Origin of the sequence: Flavobacterium xanthum (assembly GCF_900142695.1) — a bacterium.
GTDB lineage: Bacteria > Bacteroidota > Bacteroidia > Flavobacteriales > Flavobacteriaceae > Flavobacterium > Flavobacterium xanthum.
Genome location: NZ_FRBU01000010.1, coordinates 56,731 through 77,154 on the forward strand (window position 1 = coordinate 56,731; position 20,424 = coordinate 77,154).

Here is a 20,424-nt window from a genome sequence, read left to right on the forward strand (position 1 = left end):
TTAACTTACGAAGAAGTTGTAGTGGCAATTCCTCTTTTAGTTGAATTTTCTTTTCACAAACCATTGTTCGTTAAGTGAAAAACCAACACTTACGTTCGCATAGTTCTCTTCTACTAAGTTGGCAGCAGTAGTTCCTCTTTTTCCCAATTCAAGACCAATATTTACATTGGAGAATGTTCCCGTCAACGGCAACCCTACTCCAAATGTTACTGCCATATCTTGGATCGGTTCTGTGTTAATGACCAAACCTGTATTCTCAAATCTAAAACCACCTCTATAAGTAATCCTTTTGGCATAGCTTGTAAAGGAGTTGTAATTAGGCATATAATAGCCTCCAATACTATATTTGGAATGCTTCTCGTAGGTCACATTGTCAGGTGAATTATAATTATTACTTATAGAACTCGGTTCCTGAAAAGTATAACCAACTCCAATCAACCATTTTCTAGCTTCCCCAAAACCTGCTGCGGCAGCATATTTACTTGGCATTTTTAAATTTCTCTCTGTTTTCACATCTTCCAAAACATCTACAATTGACAAATCAAAATTTAAATTGTACAATGCTGTAGCAATATTTCTAGTGTTTTTAGCCTTTAAAGTACTTTCTAAAGAGTAATTAAAACTACTGAAAAAAGATATTTTTTTATAAAATTTGGTTTGAAACATTACTCCAGCATTGAAATTAACCCCAGATAAATCTACTGTATTTAATTCTCGAGTACCTATTGCAATATCGGTAATATATTCAAAATTATTAGTTTCAATTTTTCCGAAATTATAATTCACATCAGCGCCTATACTTAAACCCTTCATTATTTTATATCCTAAACCAAGGAATGCTTTGTTCAAGCCTCCTTTTCCATTAAAACTTTGATTGTTTTCAGTAAGCGATCCTGCTGTTCTAATTTTATAACCAACGGAAGAATAGGGTATCAGTCCAAAACCTAAACCAAATTTACCTAGTGGTAAACCTACGGCCAAATAGTCTAAAGTGGTTCTACGCGCATTTGACGACTCCGTGTCGGTTTTTAATTTTGTAATAGCCTGAGTCCCGCCTAAAGAAAATGTGGTCAGTTTCAAACTTGCGAAACTAGCTGGATTTTGTAAGTTCATGTGAATACTATCCTGCTCAATAGCAATCCCACCCATAGATCGATTTTCTAAGGTTCCTTTGAATCGCACATCACCTATTCCGTAAAAAGAGTATGGGGATGATGTCCCCTCTTGAGCAAAAGATACTAATGATAAAAGCAAACAAGCGCTTACTATAATTTTTTTAATCATTTTTGATTTTATATTGAAATGTTTGGTTCAAACTTTCCAGCAGAAAATTTGAATTGGCAAATATGGTATTTTTTAATCGTTTAGCCAAAAAATCTGTGTCCCCACCCGTTAAAATTATTATAAAATTTGAATACCGTGTACTATATTCTGTTATGAAACCGTCAATCTCATATACTAATCCATTGACCACACCAGAATGAATAGAATTTGGAGTCGAGTTCCCTATTAGTTCTTTAGGACTTTCTAATGCCAGTAAAGGTAATTTCGCAGTGTAATTGTGTAATGACTCATACCGCAATCGCAGTCCTGGCGTGATAGCTCCGCCCAAATAGTTATTTTGGTGATCAATAAAATCATAAGTGATGCAAGTTCCTGCATCAATAACTAGTCGGTTTTGATTGGGGAATTGAAAGACTGCTCCAGCTGCGAGAACCATTCGGTCTATTCCTAAAGTTTTGGGAGTAGTATATTTATTTTGGAAAGGAAAAGGATCTTCATTGGAAACAAAACAAATATTTAGAACCGAATCAAATGCTAAAAACGACTGCTTTTCGACATCTCCTACGGAAGAAACAACCAAATGAGCTACTTTTTGAAATTTATTTAAAATATTTTCAATGTTTTTCTCAAGCTCTATTTTGGTAAAAACAAAAATCTCTAAAAGGATAGCACCCTCAAAGACAGCTGCTTTAATTCTGGTATTTCCCACATCGACAACTAAAATCATAATTTGGTTTTTGGTGCTGCGAAGGTACGAATTGATTTTTTTTAAAAAATGTTTTGGATAAACTAAAAATCATTCTATATTTGCACCCGCAATGAGCAAGCATTACAGCTTTCGAAAAGCAAAAATAAGGTACCTTAGCTCAGATGGTAGAGCAATGGACTGAAAATCCATGTGTCCCTGGTTCGATCCCTGGAGGTACCACAAAACCCGAATAGCAATATTCGGGTTTTTTGTTTTAAAAATCTACTGTAATCATTAATTACACCTGATATAGTGGACAAAATTCAGCCGTTTTTACAGAACCGTTAGTGGTCTAGTATTATAAGCAGACAACCACCTTTGGATTGTAATATACCTTATGAACGCTGCATTTTCTTTTTTATCTCTTGATAAAATACCTTACAATTTATTAAATTGAAACTTTTGCCCTCCAACTGATGCTTCATACATGAGCCCTCCTTTTTGCATGGTAAAAACCATCACACCATCAGCATACTTTACATTAGTTGAAGCACCGGCCGTTACAGCAACCGCCGAAGCTTGGGCAGAAAACTCGAATTGGCTACCTTTAAATCGCTCCAAATCATTTTGCCCTTCAAAAAATATCACCTCTCGATAGGCTTGTCCCCCGGCCTGAAATCCAATGCTTACTTGCGCGAGTTTAGCCATACCTACTATTTTTCCTCGCTCATAAACCACTCCGTTGCCCGCTGCACCACCAATACCAAATCCGGCTTTACCCACATTGGGAAAAATTACATAACCGTATGCATCTTCAAACAGACCCTTCATTAACGCATCTGCTTTAACAAACTCAACCTTTGCCATCTTACTATCGGCGATGATTTTATTTTTCTTTGCTTTAGATTGCCCAAAAACGGATGCTGTACACAGCATACAAACCATCATTACTACCCAAATACTATTTGATTTTTTCATCTCTCTAGATTTAAATGTTATTAAAAAATTGAACCATTCTACCTTACTTTTGCTAAACAAGAAGCAAAATATGGCTATTCAAATATACCATATTTTTTTAAAATAAATACTAAATATATTGATTATCAATAACATAGGTAGAAAAAATAAAAGACATTCCTCCGACTCGATTTAATCAGGAAACATTTAAATAAGTGGTATTGCCTTTAAAAAAATGGTATCGCACCAGAACGATTGAAACACTTCGTTTTTGCTTTCAATAAAATAAACTAATGATTCTTTACTAATCACCATCATCGCTTTCCTTTACAATTAGGTTAAGAAAAACCGACTCCTTATTGTAAACTCCACCAATTCTTTTAAAAACAGCCAAAAACTACCAAATTTTTCTTTCGCAGGACCTTGATTAAAATAAAAACTACACAACGTAAAAGTTATTCAAGAGATATTTTAAAACAGGCTACACTATTATCAAAACCACATCATTTTTTCAATAAAAATGCGCCTTTCGTAAATATAAAACGATATAATTATATAATTCTCTTTTATATTGTTGCAAGATTACTATATTTATGCAAAATTTATATATATGGAGATTTTAAGCTGTCCAAAATGCCAAAGCAACCACATCATAAAAAGTGGTGTAATTAACAGCAAACAAAGGTACTTATGTAAAAAATGCAATTATTTTTTTACGGTTAATAAAATTGGAAAAAAGATAGATGATTACTACGTAACTAAAGCATTGCAGCTCTACTTAGAAGGTCTAAGTTTTCGGGAAATAGAGCGAATAATAGGGGTTTCACATGTAACGGTGAGCAATTGGGTAAAGTCTTACAATATCAAAAAGCCCTCTCACGCCAACTACCATCCCACTTACAAGATTTTTAGCCACTTAGAACTAGTAGAATTTTTAAAAAACAAGGAATTACTCTCTGGCGCAGGGATGATTATTACCGAACTTGGCGATAAGTTTATGCTCATTAAATGGGAGCGATTTAAAGATTAACTATAGTACTTTACACAAAAATATATTGAAATTTTTTTCTAGAATAAAATAACTGAATTTGGCACTTTATTAACCAACCATTTAATAACCAATTTCTATTTATGAAAAAAATATTTTTTACAGCGGCAATACTACTATTGTCTCTTGAAGGATTTTCACAAGGCTCCACCGACTATGGTGCCGGACTGAAATTTAATCTGAACGAAGACGGTTCCAAATTCATGCGCGTAATTGCTTGGAACCAAATCTGGATGCGTTCCGCTCAGATGAATCCTGGAACAATGATTGGTGGAGAAGCAACATCCACTGCGACCGATATAGGCAACAGGCGCTTGCGTTTTCTAGCCTATGCACAAATATCCAAAAGATACATGATCTTGACTCATTTTGGTATTAACAACCAAACTTTCATTAACGGTGGCGCAGCAGGAACCTCAGGTACTGGTGGCTACGGTGCCGGGAAAAAACCAGGTTTATTCTTTCATGACGCATGGAATGAGTATGCAGTTGTATTGCCAGAAAAAGACAAAAAATTTAGTTTCACTCTCGGTGCTGGATTGCATTATTACATGGGATTATCTAGATTAACAATGGCTTCTACTTTAAATTTCCTAACTATTGATGCTCCTATTTTTAACTGGCCATTAATTGAAAATTCAGATCAATTTGCCAGACAGGTAGGTCTATTTGCAAAGGGAAAATATGGAAAACTTGAATATCGCATGAGTTACAACAAACCTTATGCTACCAACTTAACTCCTGCAAACACAACGATTGCATCGAATGCCGTAGCTGTAGATAACAGTGGTATGACGAAATGGTCTAAAGCCGGATATTTTGAATACCAGTTTTTAGATCAAGAAGCCAATGTATTGCCTTTTAAAGTAGGTAGCTATTTAGGAACTAAAAAAGTATTCAACATTGGTGCTGGTTTTTACACGGCCCCTGATGCTACAAAAACTTCTGTAAACAGTACTATCAACAAACATGACATCAAACTTTTCTCTGCCGATGTTTTTCTTGATATGCCTATTGGAAAAAAAGAAAACAAAATGGCCATAACAGGTTACAGTGTGCTATATGATTATGATTTTGGTCCTAATTATTTGCGTAATGTTGGGATTATGAATATTGGCTCAGTAGATCCTAATTTTACAGGAAATAGAGCAATTGCAGGAGCTGGTAATGCACAACCTACTATTGGATCTGGAAACATATGGTATACGCAAGCAGGTGTTTTATTACCAAATAAAGAAGCGAAACCTAAAATTCGCATCCAGCCTTTTGGTGCTGTTACCTATAAAAACTTTGATGCTTTGGAACAGTCAAGCACACAGTTTGATGTAGGATCTAACTTTTTCTTAGATGGACACCATGCCAAAATAACGGCGCAATATTCAACTAGACCCGTATACACCTCTCTAACAAATCGTTCAGGATCATTAGGAGACTTCATAGTACAACTTCAAATCTATCTATAATCAATTTTAAAAATAACAATACATGAAAGAAAAATCAACAAAAGGAATTTGGAAAGTTATTTCCGCGTCCTCAATGGGAACCATGATCGAATGGTATGACTTTTACATCTTTGGAAGCTTAGCAGTTGTAATTTCAACTAAGTTTTTCCCTTCGGATAATCCAACAGCTGCTTTCTTATCAACTTTGGCAACATTTGCAGCAGGGTTCGTAGTTAGACCGTTTGGAGCCCTTTTCTTTGGAAGATTAGGAGATTTAATTGGAAGAAAATACACCTTCATGGTTACTTTGCTTTTAATGGGTGGTGCTACATTCTTAATAGGTTGTATCCCAAGTTATGAAACCATTGGATTTATGGCTCCTTTATTAGTATTAATTCTTCGTTTGTTACAAGGTCTTGCATTGGGTGGTGAATATGGTGGAGCAGCGACTTACGTGGCCGAACATGCGCCAGTAGGACAAAGAGGATATTGGACTTCTTGGATTCAAACTACCGCAACAGTTGGTTTGTTCATCTCTTTAATGGTAATTCTTGCCACAAGAAATATCCTAACACCGGAACAATTTGACGAATGGGGATGGAGAGTTCCATTTTGGTTATCCATCGTCATGGTTGGAGTTTCGTATTTGATTAGAAAAAACATGGATGAATCACCTGTTTTCGCCAAAGCTAAAAGCGAAGGAAAAACAAGTACAAATCCTTTGAAAGAAAGTTTTGGAAATCGATACAATATGAAATTTGTATTGTTGGCTTTATTTGGAGCTACAATGGGACAAGGTGTTGTTTGGTATACTGGTCAGTTTTATGCAATGAATTTCATGAAAACAGTAATGTCCATTGATTCCTCTCAAGTGGATACTTTATTAGGAGTTGCTTTGATTATTGGCACACCCTTTTTCGTATTTTTTGGTTGGTTGAGTGATAAGGTAGGTAGAAAATACATTATGATGGGCGGAATGTTATTGGCCATTTTATTATACAGACCCATCTACAAACAAATGTACGAAACCACATCAGTAAAAAACAAAACTGAAATGGTGGAAAAAACGACTCTACTAGCTGAATTAAAGGAAAACAAAAAACAGACGATGGACTCAATCTACACGACTAACAAAGAGTATGTGGATGGAACTACTTTTCAAGAAATAAAAACCGTACATTTAGAAAACGGTGTAGCAATCGTGGTGGATGGCAAAGCTAAAGTCGACACTAAAACAACGGTGAAAATTAATTCTAGTGACAATTGGGTTTTAGTATTTTTAGTGTTCATACAAGTGATCTTCGTAACTATGGTTTACGGTCCTATTGCCGCATTCTTAGTTGAAATGTTCCCAGTAAAAATCAGGTACACATCGATGTCATTGCCGTACCACGTAGGAAATGGAATCTTCGGGGGCTTACTACCTGCTATTTCAACCTATTTTGTTACCAATGCAAAAGACCTCGGCCATCCGGAATTTTATCTTGAAGGACTCTGGTATCCAATTGTTATTGCTGCAGTTAGTTTTGTAGTTGGAATGGTTTACATTAAAAATAAAGATAAAAACGCTCACGAATAAAAACACAGCTATGAATCAATTAAAAAGAATATTAGGACTAGTTTGGATTGCATTAGCAGCTGCCGCAGCCTATTTTTGCATCTTCACTTTTGGATTACCAAAATTGATGTCCGGAAAACAAGAAGACTTAGTTTTCGGAATAATTATACTCTTTATACTAACCCCATTAATTGTTTTAGGACTGGGAACCTTTGGGTACTTCTCCTTAATGGGAGATTACGATGAAAAAGACAATTAACCAAACCATTACCACAATAGACAGTCTCTGCATTAATTTGCAGAGGTTGTTTATTTTTTTAAACAAAGCCTCCAATTCTAAAACAGAATTATAAAAAAAGGCGAAAGAACATTCTGCTGAAAAGCAAACCGCATCTTCTTATGAAAAAGAGACATGAACAAAAGTTGGTTATTCTTTCAATGCTAATGCTATTGGCTTTGAACGTGCCTCTTTTGCTACTATTTGACAGTTCAAAACCCCTTTTCGGGTTTCCAATAATTTACATTTATATCTTCTCGGCATGGCTGTTTTCAATTGCTATCTCGTACTTAATTATAAAAAGATATTATGAATAGCATTGGACTTTTACTGATATTGGTGCTTTATTTGTCGATTCTTTTTTACATTGCCTATTGGTCTGAAAAAAGAAGCCACTCTAAATGGACAAATAATCCCTACGTCTATTCCTTTTCCTTAGCCGTTTATTGCACTGCTTGGACCTATTACGGAAGTATTGGTGTGGCCGCAGAATCTGGTTTAAGTTATTTGCCTATTTACTTAGGCCCAATACTTATCGTCCCTACATGGATGGTAATTCTCAAGAGAATCATTAGAATTTCGAGAGTAAATAAAATTTCCAGCATTGCAGATTTTATTTCTTTACGATACGGAAATAGTAGATTTCTTGGAGCATTGGTGACCATAATTTGTGTTATTGGCATATTACCATACATTTCTTTACAACTAAAATCAATTTCAGACACTTTTCACATTGTTACAAAAACACAGGCAAGTGATAATATTTTTACTGACACTACAACCTATGTTTGTTTAACTTTAGCTTTATTTGCTTCATACTATGGCACAAAATACGTAGATGCTTCGGAAAAAAGACGCGGCATTGTTACAGCTGTTGCTATGGAATCTATCTTGAAACTCGTTTTCTTTTTAATCGTAGGTATTTATGTAACCTATTTTGTATTTGATGGATTTGATGATATTTATCAAAAAGCCTCTGTGCTTAAAGATTTTGACAAAAAAAATTCAATCGGTGGCATAACAAATGGCATCAACTGGTTTTTTCTTTGTATATTATCCATGTTTGCTATTTTCTTATTGCCAAGACAATTCCATACCGCCATTGTGGAAAATAATAAAGAAACGCACATTCGAACAGCCATCTGGCTATTCCCCTTGTACCTATTACTTTTTAACCTTTTTGTATTTCCAATAGCCTGGGGCGGGAACATACTTTTTGACGGCAAAGGCCACAATTCAGATACGTATTCACTACTAATTCCACAGTTTTTTGATAATAATGTATTGACTGTTTTGGTATTTCTAGGTGGGTTTTCAGCAGCGATTTCGATGATAATCGTGTCTTCCATTGCTCTTGCTACCATGCTAAGCAACAATCTACTGATTCCGTATGGCTTTATTGGATCATTGGAAAACTCATCACAGAAAAAGAACAATAAACGAATTGTAAACAGCCGTAAAATAGGAATATTTTCACTTATAATTTTGGCCTACGCCATCTATCGAATATTCATTTTAGATTATTCTCTGGTTTCCATTGGTCTAGTAGCTTTTGTAGTTATAGCACAATTGGCTCCTTCCTTTTTTGGCGCTATATTCTGGAAAAGAGGCTCTAAAAACGGTGCAATTACAGGAATGCTTCTTGGTTTTTTTATCTGCGTTTATACGCTTTTAATCCCGTATGCCATGGGGCTTACAAAATCCACGAGCCTTTTCATTCAGGAAGGACCTTGGGGAATAGCACTATTAAAACCGTTTCAGCTTTTTGGTTTGGATTATTTAGAACCCATACCACATGCTGTGTTTTGGAGTCTATTAATTAATATCTTGAGTTATGCAGCGGTATCAGTGAGTTTTAAAGGAAATTACAGAGAACGTAATTATGCCGAAATGTTTGTAGATATTGACAAATACATCACCAATCACGAAAATGCTTTTGTATGGAAAGGAACTGCTTACATCTCGGATATACAAAAAGTATTGCAGCGTTTCTTAGGAGAAGAAAGGACTAAAAGAGCCTTGACTATTTTCAATTTAAAATACAATGTTGATAAAGACATCACAACAGCGGATGCTCGATTTATAAAATTTGCCGAGAATTTATTGACAGGCCATATTGGCACGGCTTCCGCCAAAATATTAATATCGAGTGTTATTAAGGAAGATAAAATTAGCCTGCCGGAGGTATTGCGAATTTTAGAAGAATCACAAGAAAACCTGATCATTAATAAAAAACTGACAGACACTTCCAATGAATTAAAAAAAATATCGGAACAACTAAAAAATGCAAATTTAGAATTAGTTAACAAAGACATCCAAAAAGATGAATTTCTAGATACCGTTACGCATGAGCTTAGAACACCAATTACGGCCATTCGAGCGGCAAGCGAAATCCTTCATGATGACGACGATATTCCAGAAGAGTTGAGAAAACAGTTTTTACAGAATATTATTTCTGAATCGGATCGTTTGAATCGTTTGATTGATAAAATACTGGATTTAGAGAAATTTGAAACTGGGAAGCAAAAAATTTACTTGTCTAAAAACAATATTTCAAGAACCATAAAAAACACCTTGGATTCCGTTCAGCAATTGATCAAAAATAAAAAAATTAGTGTTGAATTCAGTAGTGCCTCCACAGAAATAAAAGCCTTTTATGACGAAGAGCGAATCATTCAGGTCATCCATAACTTACTGTCGAATGCCATAAAATTTAGTGCCGATACCGATGGAAAAATAGTGATTTCGATTGATGAGAATAAAAACAATATTGAAGTCAAGGTCCACAACAATGGCAAGGGAATTAAGAAAGAAGATTTCGAAGCCATTTTTGATAAATTCTATCAATCTCGCAACCAGAACGTAAAAAAACCAATAGGAAGTGGATTGGGATTAGCCATTTGCAAACAAATTATTGAGCATCACAAAGGCAAGATCTGGGCCGAGGATAATGTAGTGGAAGGCGCCACTTTCGTATTTACTTTACCCAATTATAACACAGCAGAAAATAGTTAACAAGATGAAGAAGATTTTAATTGTAGATGACGAACCTAACATAGTAATGTCACTGGAATATACGTTTAAGAAGAATAATTTTGAAGTTTTCATAGCTCGCGATGGTCAAGAGGCTTTGGACATTTTAAAGAAACAACTTCCAGACGTAATTATTTTGGATGTGATGATGCCTATGGTAGACGGCTTTGCAACATTGGAACAAATAAAAAAAGACGAACGCCTGCGGCATTGCAAAGTGATTTTTCTATCGGCAAAAAATAAAGAAAAGGATATTGAAAAAGGCCTCTCTTTAGGTGCAAATTTATATGTAACCAAGCCGTTTTCGATCAAAAAACTGGTCGATCAAGTTCATGAATTAATTCAATAAGAAACAAATTCAACACAATGACATACAAGGAAATTTATGAAGAAAGCATCGAGCACCCAGAAAAATTCTGGACTAAACAAGCTGATGCTATTGAGTGGTACAGTAAACCGGAGACTATATTATCGAAAGATGACAATGGATATCCGCTTTGGTACCGAGATGGAGAATTGAACATTTGCTATTTAGCAATCGACAAACACATACAGGATGGCTATGGCGATCAGACTGCTATTATTTATGATTCGCCAGTAACGCAAACCGTAAAAAAATACACGTACTCGGAAGTCAAAACCGAAGTCGCAAAATTAGCTGGAGGTATGCAATCCTTGGGTTTAAAAAAAGGCGACACTTGTGTTATTTACATGCCTATGATTCCTCAAGCAGCTTTTGCGATGCTGGCTTGCGCAAGAATTGGCGTTACTCATTCGGTTGTTTTTGGAGGTTTTGCACCCCATGAATTAGCCATTCGAATTGATGATTGTAAACCCCGATTGATCATTACAACTTCCTCAGGAATTGAGATTGATCGTTTAATTGCATACAAACCATTAGTCGATGAAGCTATTGAATTAGCTTCACACCGCCCTAAGAAAGTGATTGTTTTCAACCGAAAATTAGGTGCAAGAGTTCCGTTTAAAAAATACGATGTCGATTACGATGCACTGGTTTACGGATCAGAGGAAACAGCCTGTGTTCCTGTAAATACAACGCATCCTTTGTATATTCTATACACATCAGGAACCACAGGAAAACCAAAAGGCGTAGTAAGAGATACCGGTGGCTGCGCCGTTGCATTGAAGTTTTCGATGACACATATTTACAATGTACAACCAGATGAAGTTTTTTGGGCTGCCTCCGACGTAGGATGGGTGGTTGGACACAGTTTTATCGTTTATGGGCCTTTAATTAACCGAAGCACGACGCTTATTTTCGAAGGAAAACCGATAAGAACACCCGATTCTAGTACTTTTTGGAGAATTATTGCAGAGCACAAGGTCAACGCCATGTTTACAGCCCCAACAGCTATTCGAGCTATCAAAAAAGAAGATCCTGATGGTGAATTTATAAAACAATATGACTTAAGTTCTTTAAAAACGCAATTTTTAGCCGGTGAACGTTGTGACATTGCTACATTAGAATGGTATCAAAAACACATTCCCGTTCCTGCAATCGACCATTGGTGGCAAACAGAGTCTGGATGGCCAATGATTGCCAATATGATGGGCGTAGAACCTTTACCCATAAAGCCAGGCTCTGTAGGAAAAGCAGTTTGTGGCTATGACATTAAAATTTTTAGTGAAGACGGTACAGAGTTAGGTCCTAATGAAGAAGGATATGTAGTGCTAAAACTACCTTTGCCTCCAGGAACTTTATTAGACTTATGGAAGGACAATCCGCGTTTTAAAGCAGGTTATTTAAATAAATTTCCTGGCTATTATTTCTCTGGTGACGGTGGCTTTAAAGATGGCGAGGATTATATTTTCATCACAGGAAGAGTAGACGACGTAATCAATGTTGCTGGACATCGCCTTTCGACAGCAGAAATGGAAGAGATTGTTTCTTCTCATCCATCAGTGGCAGAATGTGCTGTGATTGGTATCCATGATGCATTGAAAGGGCAAATTCCACTCGCATTGGTGGTGACCAAATTAAATGCTGAAATGGAACATTTTCAATTGGAACAAGAAACAATTAAATTAGTGCGACAACAAATTGGGGCAGTAGCCTCGCTCCGAAACGTGGTTATCGTAGAACGATTGCCCAAAACACGTTCTGGAAAAATTTTGCGAAAATTGATGCGAAGCATAGCCGACGGTGAAAATTTCCAAATCCCATCTACTATTGATGACGAATCTATTGTGGATGAAATTGCAGCCGTTTTAGCAAAACACGAAATTGGAATCTATACTACAAAACAAGAATAACTAAAACTATCTATACCCATGAGTTACTATAAAATTAATAATTTAGAAGAATACTTTAAACATTACAAAAAATCAGTGCGTGAACCCAGAAAATTTTGGGACAAAGTAGCGTCTGAGAATTTCACTTGGTACCAGGAATGGGACAAAGTAATTGATTTTAATATGGCTGATGCCGAAATAAAATGGTTTACCAATGCCAAAGTAAACATTGTCAAAAATTGTATTGACAGACATCTTGCCAAAAAAGGAGATAAAACAGCTATTATTTTCGAACCTAATGATCCTACAGAACAAGCATTACATATTTCTTACAATGAGCTTTACGAGCGCGTTTGTAAAATGGCTAATGTTTTAAAAGAACAAGGAATAAAAAAAGGAGATCGGGTTTGCATCTACTTGCCAATGATTCCAGAACTTGCGATTACCACTTTGGCTTGCGCTCGTATAGGCGCCATTCACTCGGTTGTTTTTGCAGGATTTTCTGCTACGGCAGTTGCAGCAAGAATCAATGACAGCGAATGCAAAATGGTCATCACTTCAGATGGTGGCTATCGTGGGAACAAAACCATCGATTTAAAAAGTATCGTTGATGAAGCCTTAGTGAATTGTCCTTGTGTAGAGAACGTTTTAGTGGCTAAAAGAATCAACTCAACTATCAACATGAAAGAAGGTCGCGACCAATGGTTGCAGCCGCTTTTAGACCAAGCTTCGGACAATAATGTGGCTGAAATCATGGATGCCGAAGATCCTTTGTTTATCCTTTATACTTCTGGTTCTACTGGAAAACCAAAAGGAATGGTACACACTACAGCGGGTTATATGGTCTATTCCGCTTATACGTTTAAGAACGTTTTTAATTATGAGGACAATGATATTTTCTGGTGTACCGCTGACATTGGCTGGATTACAGGACATTCCTATATTCTTTATGGACCATTACTAAATGGAGCCACAACTGTAATTTTTGAAGGCGTTCCTTCTTATCCTGATTTCAGTCGTTTTTGGCAAACGATCGAAAAGCACAAAGTTACTCAGTTTTATACTGCTCCAACAGCCATTAGAGCTTTGGCTAAAGAAAGCATCGAATACGTGCAACGCTATCAATTAACATCTTTAAAAGTAATTGGATCTGTAGGAGAACCTATTAATGAGGAAGCTTGGCACTGGTACAACAACCACGTAGGTGATAAAAAATGTCCTGTGGTGGATACTTGGTGGCAAACAGAAACGGGAGGAATTATGATTTCGCCCATCGCTTTTGTAACGCCAACAAAACCTACTTACGCTTCACTACCGTTACCGGGAATTCAACCTGTTTTGATGGACGAAAAACGGAACGAGATAGAGGGCAATCAGGTTACAGGCAGTTTGTGTATTAAATTTCCTTGGCCAGGAATCGCCAGAACCATTTGGGGCGATCACCAGAGATATAAAGAAACGTATTTCTCTGCCTTTCCGGGCAAATATTTCACGGGAGATGGCGCACTGCGTGACGAAGTAGGATATTATAGAATTACGGGTCGCGTTGACGATGTAGTCATCGTTTCCGGACATAATTTAGGTACAGCACCAATAGAAGACGCCATTAATGAACATCCTGCTGTTGCCGAGTCAGCTATTGTAGGTTTCCCACATGACATCAAAGGGAATGCTTTGTATGGTTTTGTGATCTTAAAAGAAAGCGGAGAGTACCGCGACAGAGAAAATCTAAGCAAAGAAATCAATCAACACATATCCGATCATATTGGACCTATTGCTAAATTGGACAAAATACAGTTCGTTTCTGGCTTACCAAAAACCCGTTCTGGAAAAATTATGCGTAGAATTTTGCGCAAAATTGCCGAAGGAGATTATTCTAATTTTGGAGATACCTCAACGTTATTGAATCCTGAAATTGTAGATGAAATCAAAGAGGGTAAAATTTAGTTTTTAGTTTTAATTGTAGTTAAAAACTGCTTCATCATTGGAGCAGTTTTTTTATACAAAAAAAGCTGTCTTTTTACAGACAGCTTTCCTCACTAATTCAAGGATTCTTTTACCAATTATAGTTTTACTAAAAGCGACTGGTTTAGAACAAATAGCTTATACTTATTTTTCACTATCATTTTAAAACCCTATCTTTTTTAACTTTTTAGAAACAATAAAAGTCTTAATTTTTTAAAAATTTCAATACTTTTATTCTATTATTTTCATCAAATGTTTTTACGATGTAAAGGCCTTGATTCAAGTCACTAATCGAAAAATGATATCCTGCAGCTTGACTTGCCTCAAAACTTTTAACCATTTGTCCAGTAATCGAAAAAATTTGGACTTTAGCTATCGGTTCATTTAATGTAAAGTAATTTGACGCTGGATTTGGGTACAATACAATCGATGGTGCTTTCTCATAATCGGCTATTGCTAAAGAGGCACTTTTGTTTCCGTAAATTTTAAATTCTCCAGGTTGCAAGGTAATTGCCGCTGAGGTACTAATCACATTAATAGAAGTATTATCCATTAAGTTATACCAAGTTCCTGTATATGGAAATCCGGAAGGAACATTTTGTGGTATTACATTAAAGTTAGCGACAATCAAAACATCTTTCAGCTGGCTTGACGCCAATGCGCTATTCGTGATTTTGATATTTGGAAATAACGAACTACTATTGTTGATTGTTGCCGTTCCTGAAAACACAGGCTCCACCGTTTTCATTGTAATCATTTTGGCCCAATCATTATAAATTTTATTACGGTTGGTATCTCCAAGCCAATTACTTGTCCATTGCGGCTGAGGCTTTGTGTCTAGTTTACAATCCCCAGAAGTACCATCTGAAGGCGAATTTACTGTTCCATTGTTACACGTAAAAATAGAATTTTCCCACCCTAGTTCTCCAAATTGCCAAATCATTTTTGGTCCTGGAACCAGCAAAGAAACGGCTCCTAAAGCGGACATTCTAGACAATGCAACGTTTAATGTTTTTACATTATGATCCGGGTTTGAGTTATTGCCTGATTGTAAATTATTGTACATCAAGCGCTCTTCATCATGACTTTCAGCATAACCCATCAATCGATGTGCAGTAAATCCTCGGCTTGAAGAACTCATTCTAGAAATGTTACCTGCATACCCTTTGGTTAAATTATTGTACTCCGAGGTCAATATTCCCCACATCATAACGCCTTTACTTGGCGTTTCGTTCAGTCTGTAATTGGCCCATTGTTGTTCTTCATCATTACCGCCCAAATGTTCGAAAATAACATAATGATTTGCATCTAAACCCCAAGAATAGTCTGCATATTTTTGCAATACTTCTACCCTATCTTGTTGCTTGTTACCCGTACAGTTTTCTTGACCACCCAGTACGTTCGCAGGACAGTTTTGGGTAAAACCTTTGGTTAAATCCCAGCGGAATCCGTCAATCTTATATTCTTCTACCCATTGTTTAATGACACGTTGAACATAATTTTGTGTTCTAGGTTGTTGGTGGTTGAAATCCTCCCCTACACTATAACTATGCATTGCAGTAGTATTAAAATATGGATTTTCGGTTGAAGGAGAACCCCAACCATCTCCGTCAGGATCATTCATCCACATCCGAAGCATTGGATTTCTTCCAAAAGCATGATTCAAAGCGACATCAAGAATAACGGCTATTCCGTTTTGATGACATAAATCAATAAACTCTTTCAACTTATCTGAAGTACCATAGAATTTATCCAATGCCATGTGAAAAGAGGTATTGTATCCCCAGCTTTCGTTGCCTTCATATTCCATTACAGGCATTAACTCAATCGCATTTATCTTCAAATTTTTGAAATAATCGATTTTATTAATTAAGTCTTGATAGCTTCTGTTGGCATCAAAGTCCCGAACCAATAATTCATAGACTACTAATTTTTCTTTAGCTGGTTTGATAAAATTTGTTGTAGCACTACTCCATGAATACGGAGTTTTTCCAGTTTGCAAAACGGTAACTTCTCTTTCTTGACCAACTGGATAGACCGGCATATTTGGATATTTGGAAGCAGGAATCCCGCCATCATCAAAAGGAGATAAGACTAAAGTTGAATATGGATCTGCCGTTTTCACCAATGAAGGTGTCCCAGCAATAGGAGTTTGGTCCACTACCCAGTATTGGTATGTATAATTTGTACCTGAAACTAATCCTGTTAGTTCCAACCAAAACTTACCCGAAGCCGGATCTTTTTTCATCGCAAAAGAACCTGTAGGTTGCCAATTGTTGAAACTTCCAGCAACATATACAAAGTCTTTAAATGGAGCATCTACAACCAAAGTCGCTTTTGTAGCATCGGTAGTATTGTAATTAATTCCATCTACTAAACCTGCTGGCAATGCTGCACTAACCACATTTGGATTCACTATGGCACTAAACTTTTTGGTGATTATAGTTGTTCCTTGTGTAACTTGTAATTCGTAATTCTGATTCCCATTAATAGCAGAATGATTAAAAGCATAACTGGAAGTTGCAGCATTTGTATTTAAAGTTGTACCGTTTGCTTTTAATACATAACTGGCATTTCCACCGGTATTAGTGGCTGCAATACTCAAACTTCCGCCTGATGTAATTATGGTCGCGCTATTTTCCTTGGGAGCAGTTAAGGTCACTTGAAAACTCCCTACTTCAGCTAATATATCTTGTGATTTTTTATCTCCTGTACCGTCTTTGGCTTTGACCAAGAAACCGATTCTTCCTATTCCATTTCTGTTGTAAAAGGTATTAGGAGTAATGGTTTTTGTATAGGTATCTAAACCGGCGTCATAGGTAAATCGGTTCGCTTCATTGGATGCAGTCCACGCACCATTTGTAGGACAATCAGCAATGTTAGCATCATTGAGATCAAAAGACCATGCCCACATGTACAAAGCATTTCCAGTTATTCCCCAATTTGCTTCACTAAAACTATTTCCATTTACGGTAATAGTTATAGAAGTTGTTTCTTCAAAAGTAGCTGGATTAATGCTATAAGTAACTGCTTGTTGTTGAGCAAATGCTGCCATTGAACAAAAAAGCGATAGTAAAAGTATAATTTTTTTCATAGTTAGATTATGATTAAATTAGAAAATAAAAAAGGGCTATCACACAGATAGCCCTTAAATTTTTTAAAACAAATTATTCTTGATTTGGCAACATCAAATAGCTACCATCTAAATCATTGAAATAGATTTTGTATTTTGATTTAGCTACTGGAATATCTCCTCCACTAGCACCATTACCTGTAAATCCAGAAAATTCTGTATCTCCTCCCCAGTTTTTATCCCAAGCATTATTTGCTCTAAATTTCCCTTTACCATCAAATAAAGAAATATTCATCGACCAAACATGTGGACTAAATGCTGAAACAGTCATTTCTGAATCATCGCCAGACCAACCTGCATCAGTACCCGTTCTAGATGATCCTAAGAAACCAATTCTTGAATAAACTGAAGCCGCAGCAGCATTATAAGGAACTAAAGTGTACGCTAACGTTTCGACGTTAAATGTAAAAGTGTAGTATCCTGAAGCTGAAATTGTAAATTCACCTGCATTATCTTTAATTTCAATAGTGTTATTTCCTGCATTCCCTAATTGAGAAGCCCAACTCCCTTTTACAGAAATTAGTTTAAAATTACCGGCATTAAAGTAACCTGTAAATTTATAAATTTTTGGATTTACTCCACCTCTAAACATAGGTTGGTGTTTTGTGTCAGCATTATTATCCCAACCACCTTCAACTGCAGCACCTATCAAATACCAATCTGTAAATGCGTATGGAACTAATCCTGTGTATGGATTCACTAAAATAGTCAATGGAGTTTCAGACATCATTTTTTCCATTCCAGCTAAACTTGACATTACTTTAACATCATAAGAACCTAATACATCAGGTGTTCCTCCCAAAGCAATTATTGCGTTGTTTAAAGTTTTAACCGTAACCTCGATTTGAGTAGCACCAGAAGTTCCTCCTATTTCAACTGCTTTTGTAAAATCACCCCCTTTAACGTCGATTAGAAGTTTGTATCCAATTTCTACATTTCCATCGTACGTTGCTTTCGTCCAAACAAAACGTTCTGCAACTTCTTCTGCATTTTCTTCTAATAAAACATACGCTTTATCATTTTCTGGCGCAACTAATTCAGGAGTATCAATTCCCTGAATTACTGGTCTATCTTCTACGTCCTCTACGCTACAAGACAAGGCAAGTACCGCAAATAAAGCAATTACTGATTTAGTTATATTTTTCATTTTTTATTTATTTTTTATAGTTATTAATATCCAGGGTTTTGTTGTAATTTATTATTTGATGACAATGCAGTAGCAGGAATAGGAAATAAATTTCTAAACGCTTGTGTTGGCGCTCCACCTGCTACGTTTCCTTTCCAAGGCCATAAGTAGCTACCGCCTGAAAATTTACCAAAACGAATTAAATCCGTTCTTCTATGTCCTTCCCAGTGTAATTCTTTTGCTCTTTCGTCAAGAATTAAAGTTGCACCTGTTGCATCAGCAGTAAGCGTGTTTATCATCGAAGCATTTGCTCTGGTTCTCAACGCATTTACATACCCTCTAGCCGTTCCAAGATCTCCTACTTTACCAACAACGGCACATTCAGCATACATTAAATAGGCATCGGCTAAACGGAACATTGGAAAATCAGAATCAGAGAAATCACCTGACTTATCTGAACCTTGAACACCGTTTACTGTTACATTTCTAAACTTTTGAATAGCATATCCATCCGTGAAATTACTAATATCAACAATTTCTTTCGTTTGTCCATCTGTGTAAAATTGACCTCTTGAATCTGTTGTGTTTGCACTAAACTTGTCAACAAATGCTGCTGTTGTTCTGATTCCAGCCCAACCACCATTGATTCCAAATTCAGAAGCTTTCATAGAACCACCTACTGGGGCATGTGTCAAGAAAGTAGTTCCACCGTACGTTTGTGTTCTAAGACCGTCAAAGGCAATTGTGAAAATAAATTCATTTTGAGCTCCGTTTCTATCATTGTCTGCAAAAAATAATTGGTTGTAATTGTTGTGCAATGCATAACCTGAAGCAATAACTTTATTGATCAATGGCAATGCTCCAGCATAATTATCAGTTCCAATGTATACTTTAGCATTCATATACAATTTTGCTTGCAACATCCAAGCAGCTGCTTGATCTACTCGATACGCTTCATTTGATTTTGCCGCTTTCAATTCTGGAATGATCGCAGTTAACTCCTCATCAACAAATTTGTATAATTCTGCTCTTGTAGCATATTCAGGATAGTAAAAGGTCGTTGGCGAATTTTCAGTAACCAATGAACCACCACCAAACATATCGATTAAATGCCAGTACGTAAATGCTCTAATGAAACGTGCCTCAGCTCTGTACGTCTTAATTTCTGCTATCAAAGCAGCATCAAGACCTCTTGCAGCTAATTTTTCATCGGTAGTTTGTCTCAAAAACTCGTTACAGTTTACGATTTGGAACGAAAAACGTGCAAATGTAGCTGTGATAAAACGGTCTAATGAAGTCCACGTTTGTGAGTGAAGATCTTTTATTGTTCCGTCATTCCAAGCAATAACTGCCTCATCCGTAGTCAATTCCTGCATCAACCAGAAACCTCTAATATATTGACTTTCCCCTTCATCAATTCCAGAGATATCAGGAGAACCAGCAGCCGTTTGACCTGAAGTAGCAAATCCTGCATATAATTTAGCTAAATTTTGTTTGTACGATTCTGGCGTGCTAAAAAATTCTTCACCAGGAACAGCAACGTTGCCCTCTGGAGACTGGCTTAAATCATCTGTACACGATGGGAATAATAGCACCAACAGTAACAATGAAATACCCCATAATTTTGTTTGTATCTTTTTCATTTTTCTTGATATTTGTA

At 36.3% G+C, this 20,424-nt stretch carries 14 protein-coding genes and 1 tRNA gene; 9 read left to right on the plus strand and 6 right to left on the minus strand.

Features of this window, described 5'->3' with window-relative positions; translation table 11 throughout:
- Positions 1–36: 36 nt before the first annotated feature.
- A complete protein-coding gene (locus tag BUC11_RS06075; RefSeq protein WP_073352779.1) occupies positions 37–1,284 on the minus strand; it encodes a BamG family beta-barrel-assembly machinery protein in 1,248 nt (415 codons plus the stop codon).
- Positions 1,277–2,011 carry a type III pantothenate kinase gene (locus BUC11_RS06080; RefSeq protein ID WP_073352780.1) on the minus strand — a complete coding sequence of 245 codons (735 nt, stop codon included), beginning with the start codon at positions 2,009–2,011 and terminating at the stop codon, positions 1,277–1,279. The genes BUC11_RS06075 and BUC11_RS06080 overlap by 8 nt, the downstream gene beginning before the upstream one ends.
- Before the next feature lie 128 nt (positions 2,012–2,139).
- On the opposite strand from BUC11_RS06080, the gene BUC11_RS06085 reads away from it, so the two are divergent.
- Positions 2,140–2,212: transfer RNA gene (locus tag BUC11_RS06085), tRNA-Phe, on the plus strand.
- A 198-nt stretch (positions 2,213–2,410) separates the two neighbouring features.
- Here the strand turns inward: BUC11_RS06085 and BUC11_RS06090 are convergent.
- Positions 2,411–2,950, minus strand: a complete 540-nt coding sequence (locus BUC11_RS06090) for a lipid-binding SYLF domain-containing protein (protein WP_073352817.1) — start codon at positions 2,948–2,950, stop codon at positions 2,411–2,413.
- A 589-nt stretch (positions 2,951–3,539) separates the two neighbouring features.
- On the opposite strand from BUC11_RS06090, the gene BUC11_RS06095 reads away from it, so the two are divergent.
- From BUC11_RS06095 to acs, 8 genes are all read left to right on the plus strand, one after another.
- Positions 3,540–3,959: an IS1/IS1595 family N-terminal zinc-binding domain-containing protein gene (locus tag BUC11_RS06095; protein ID WP_073352781.1), complete on the plus strand. Its 420-nt coding sequence runs from the start codon at positions 3,540–3,542 to the stop codon at positions 3,957–3,959.
- A 101-nt stretch (positions 3,960–4,060) separates the two neighbouring features.
- Positions 4,061–5,440 (plus strand): porin, encoded by a 1,380-nt coding sequence (locus BUC11_RS06100; RefSeq protein WP_073352782.1) that lies wholly within the window; start codon positions 4,061–4,063, stop codon positions 5,438–5,440.
- 22 nt (positions 5,441–5,462) lie between these two features.
- The gene (locus tag BUC11_RS06105) at positions 5,463–6,998 is read left to right on the plus strand and encodes an MFS transporter (protein WP_073352783.1); all 1,536 of its coding nucleotides are present in this window, start codon (positions 5,463–5,465) and stop codon (positions 6,996–6,998) included.
- A gap of 10 nt (positions 6,999–7,008) precedes the next feature.
- Positions 7,009–7,236 (plus strand): DUF6814 family protein, encoded by a 228-nt coding sequence (locus BUC11_RS06110; RefSeq protein ID WP_073352818.1) that lies wholly within the window; start codon positions 7,009–7,011, stop codon positions 7,234–7,236.
- Positions 7,237–7,563: 327 nt separating this feature from the next.
- Positions 7,564–10,269, plus strand: coding sequence for a sensor histidine kinase (locus BUC11_RS06120; RefSeq protein WP_073352785.1), 2,706 nt, complete (start codon positions 7,564–7,566; stop codon positions 10,267–10,269).
- A 4-nt stretch (positions 10,270–10,273) separates the two neighbouring features.
- Positions 10,274–10,636, plus strand: coding sequence for a response regulator transcription factor (locus BUC11_RS06125; protein ID WP_073352786.1), 363 nt, complete (start codon positions 10,274–10,276; stop codon positions 10,634–10,636).
- Between the two features lie 17 nt (positions 10,637–10,653).
- On the plus strand, positions 10,654–12,561 hold the full coding sequence (locus BUC11_RS06130; protein ID WP_073352787.1) for an AMP-binding protein: 1,908 nt from the start codon (positions 10,654–10,656) through the stop codon (positions 12,559–12,561).
- A gap of 18 nt (positions 12,562–12,579) precedes the next feature.
- Positions 12,580–14,487, plus strand: coding sequence for an acetate--CoA ligase (gene acs / locus BUC11_RS06135; protein ID WP_073352788.1), 1,908 nt, complete (start codon positions 12,580–12,582; stop codon positions 14,485–14,487).
- A 223-nt stretch (positions 14,488–14,710) separates the two neighbouring features.
- Here the strand turns inward: acs and BUC11_RS06140 are convergent, their stop codons facing one another.
- From BUC11_RS06140 to BUC11_RS06150, 3 genes are all read right to left on the minus strand, one after another.
- Entirely contained in the window at positions 14,711–17,599 is a 2,889-nt protein-coding gene (locus BUC11_RS06140) for an alpha-amylase family glycosyl hydrolase (protein ID WP_073352789.1), read from the minus strand.
- Positions 17,600–17,672: 73 nt separating this feature from the next.
- Entirely contained in the window at positions 17,673–18,785 is a 1,113-nt protein-coding gene (locus BUC11_RS06145; RefSeq protein ID WP_073352790.1) for a SusE domain-containing protein, read from the minus strand.
- 23 nt (positions 18,786–18,808) lie between these two features.
- Positions 18,809–20,407 (minus strand): RagB/SusD family nutrient uptake outer membrane protein, encoded by a 1,599-nt coding sequence (locus BUC11_RS06150; protein WP_073352791.1) that lies wholly within the window; start codon positions 20,405–20,407, stop codon positions 18,809–18,811.
- Positions 20,408–20,424 lie beyond the last annotated feature (17 nt).

Bases quoted from the DNA above. Each gene is read 5' to 3' on its own strand.
- BUC11_RS06095 (WP_073352781.1), top strand. From the start codon at position 3,540: ATGGAGATTTTAAGCTGTCCAAAATGCCAAAGCAACCACATCATAAAA.
- BUC11_RS06100 (WP_073352782.1), top strand. From the start codon at position 4,061: ATGAAAAAAATATTTTTTACAGCGGCAATACTACTATTGTCTCTTGAA.
- BUC11_RS06120 (WP_073352785.1), top strand. From the start codon at position 7,564: ATGAATAGCATTGGACTTTTACTGATATTGGTGCTTTATTTGTCGATT.
- BUC11_RS06150 (WP_073352791.1), bottom strand. From the start codon at position 20,407: ATGAAAAAGATACAAACAAAATTATGGGGTATTTCATTGTTACTGTTG.
- BUC11_RS06110 (WP_073352818.1), top strand. From the start codon at position 7,009: ATGAATCAATTAAAAAGAATATTAGGACTAGTTTGGATTGCATTAGCA.
- BUC11_RS06145 (WP_073352790.1), bottom strand. From the start codon at position 18,785: ATGAAAAATATAACTAAATCAGTAATTGCTTTATTTGCGGTACTTGCC.
- BUC11_RS06130 (WP_073352787.1), top strand. From the start codon at position 10,654: ATGACATACAAGGAAATTTATGAAGAAAGCATCGAGCACCCAGAAAAA.
- BUC11_RS06140 (WP_073352789.1), bottom strand. From the start codon at position 17,599: ATGAAAAAAATTATACTTTTACTATCGCTTTTTTGTTCAATGGCAGCA.
- BUC11_RS06075 (WP_073352779.1), bottom strand. From the start codon at position 1,284: ATGATTAAAAAAATTATAGTAAGCGCTTGTTTGCTTTTATCATTAGTA.
- acs (WP_073352788.1), top strand. From the start codon at position 12,580: ATGAGTTACTATAAAATTAATAATTTAGAAGAATACTTTAAACATTAC.
- BUC11_RS06105 (WP_073352783.1), top strand. From the start codon at position 5,463: ATGAAAGAAAAATCAACAAAAGGAATTTGGAAAGTTATTTCCGCGTCC.
- BUC11_RS06125 (WP_073352786.1), top strand. From the start codon at position 10,274: ATGAAGAAGATTTTAATTGTAGATGACGAACCTAACATAGTAATGTCA.
- BUC11_RS06090 (WP_073352817.1), bottom strand. From the start codon at position 2,950: ATGAAAAAATCAAATAGTATTTGGGTAGTAATGATGGTTTGTATGCTG.
- BUC11_RS06080 (WP_073352780.1), bottom strand. From the start codon at position 2,011: ATGATTTTAGTTGTCGATGTGGGAAATACCAGAATTAAAGCAGCTGTC.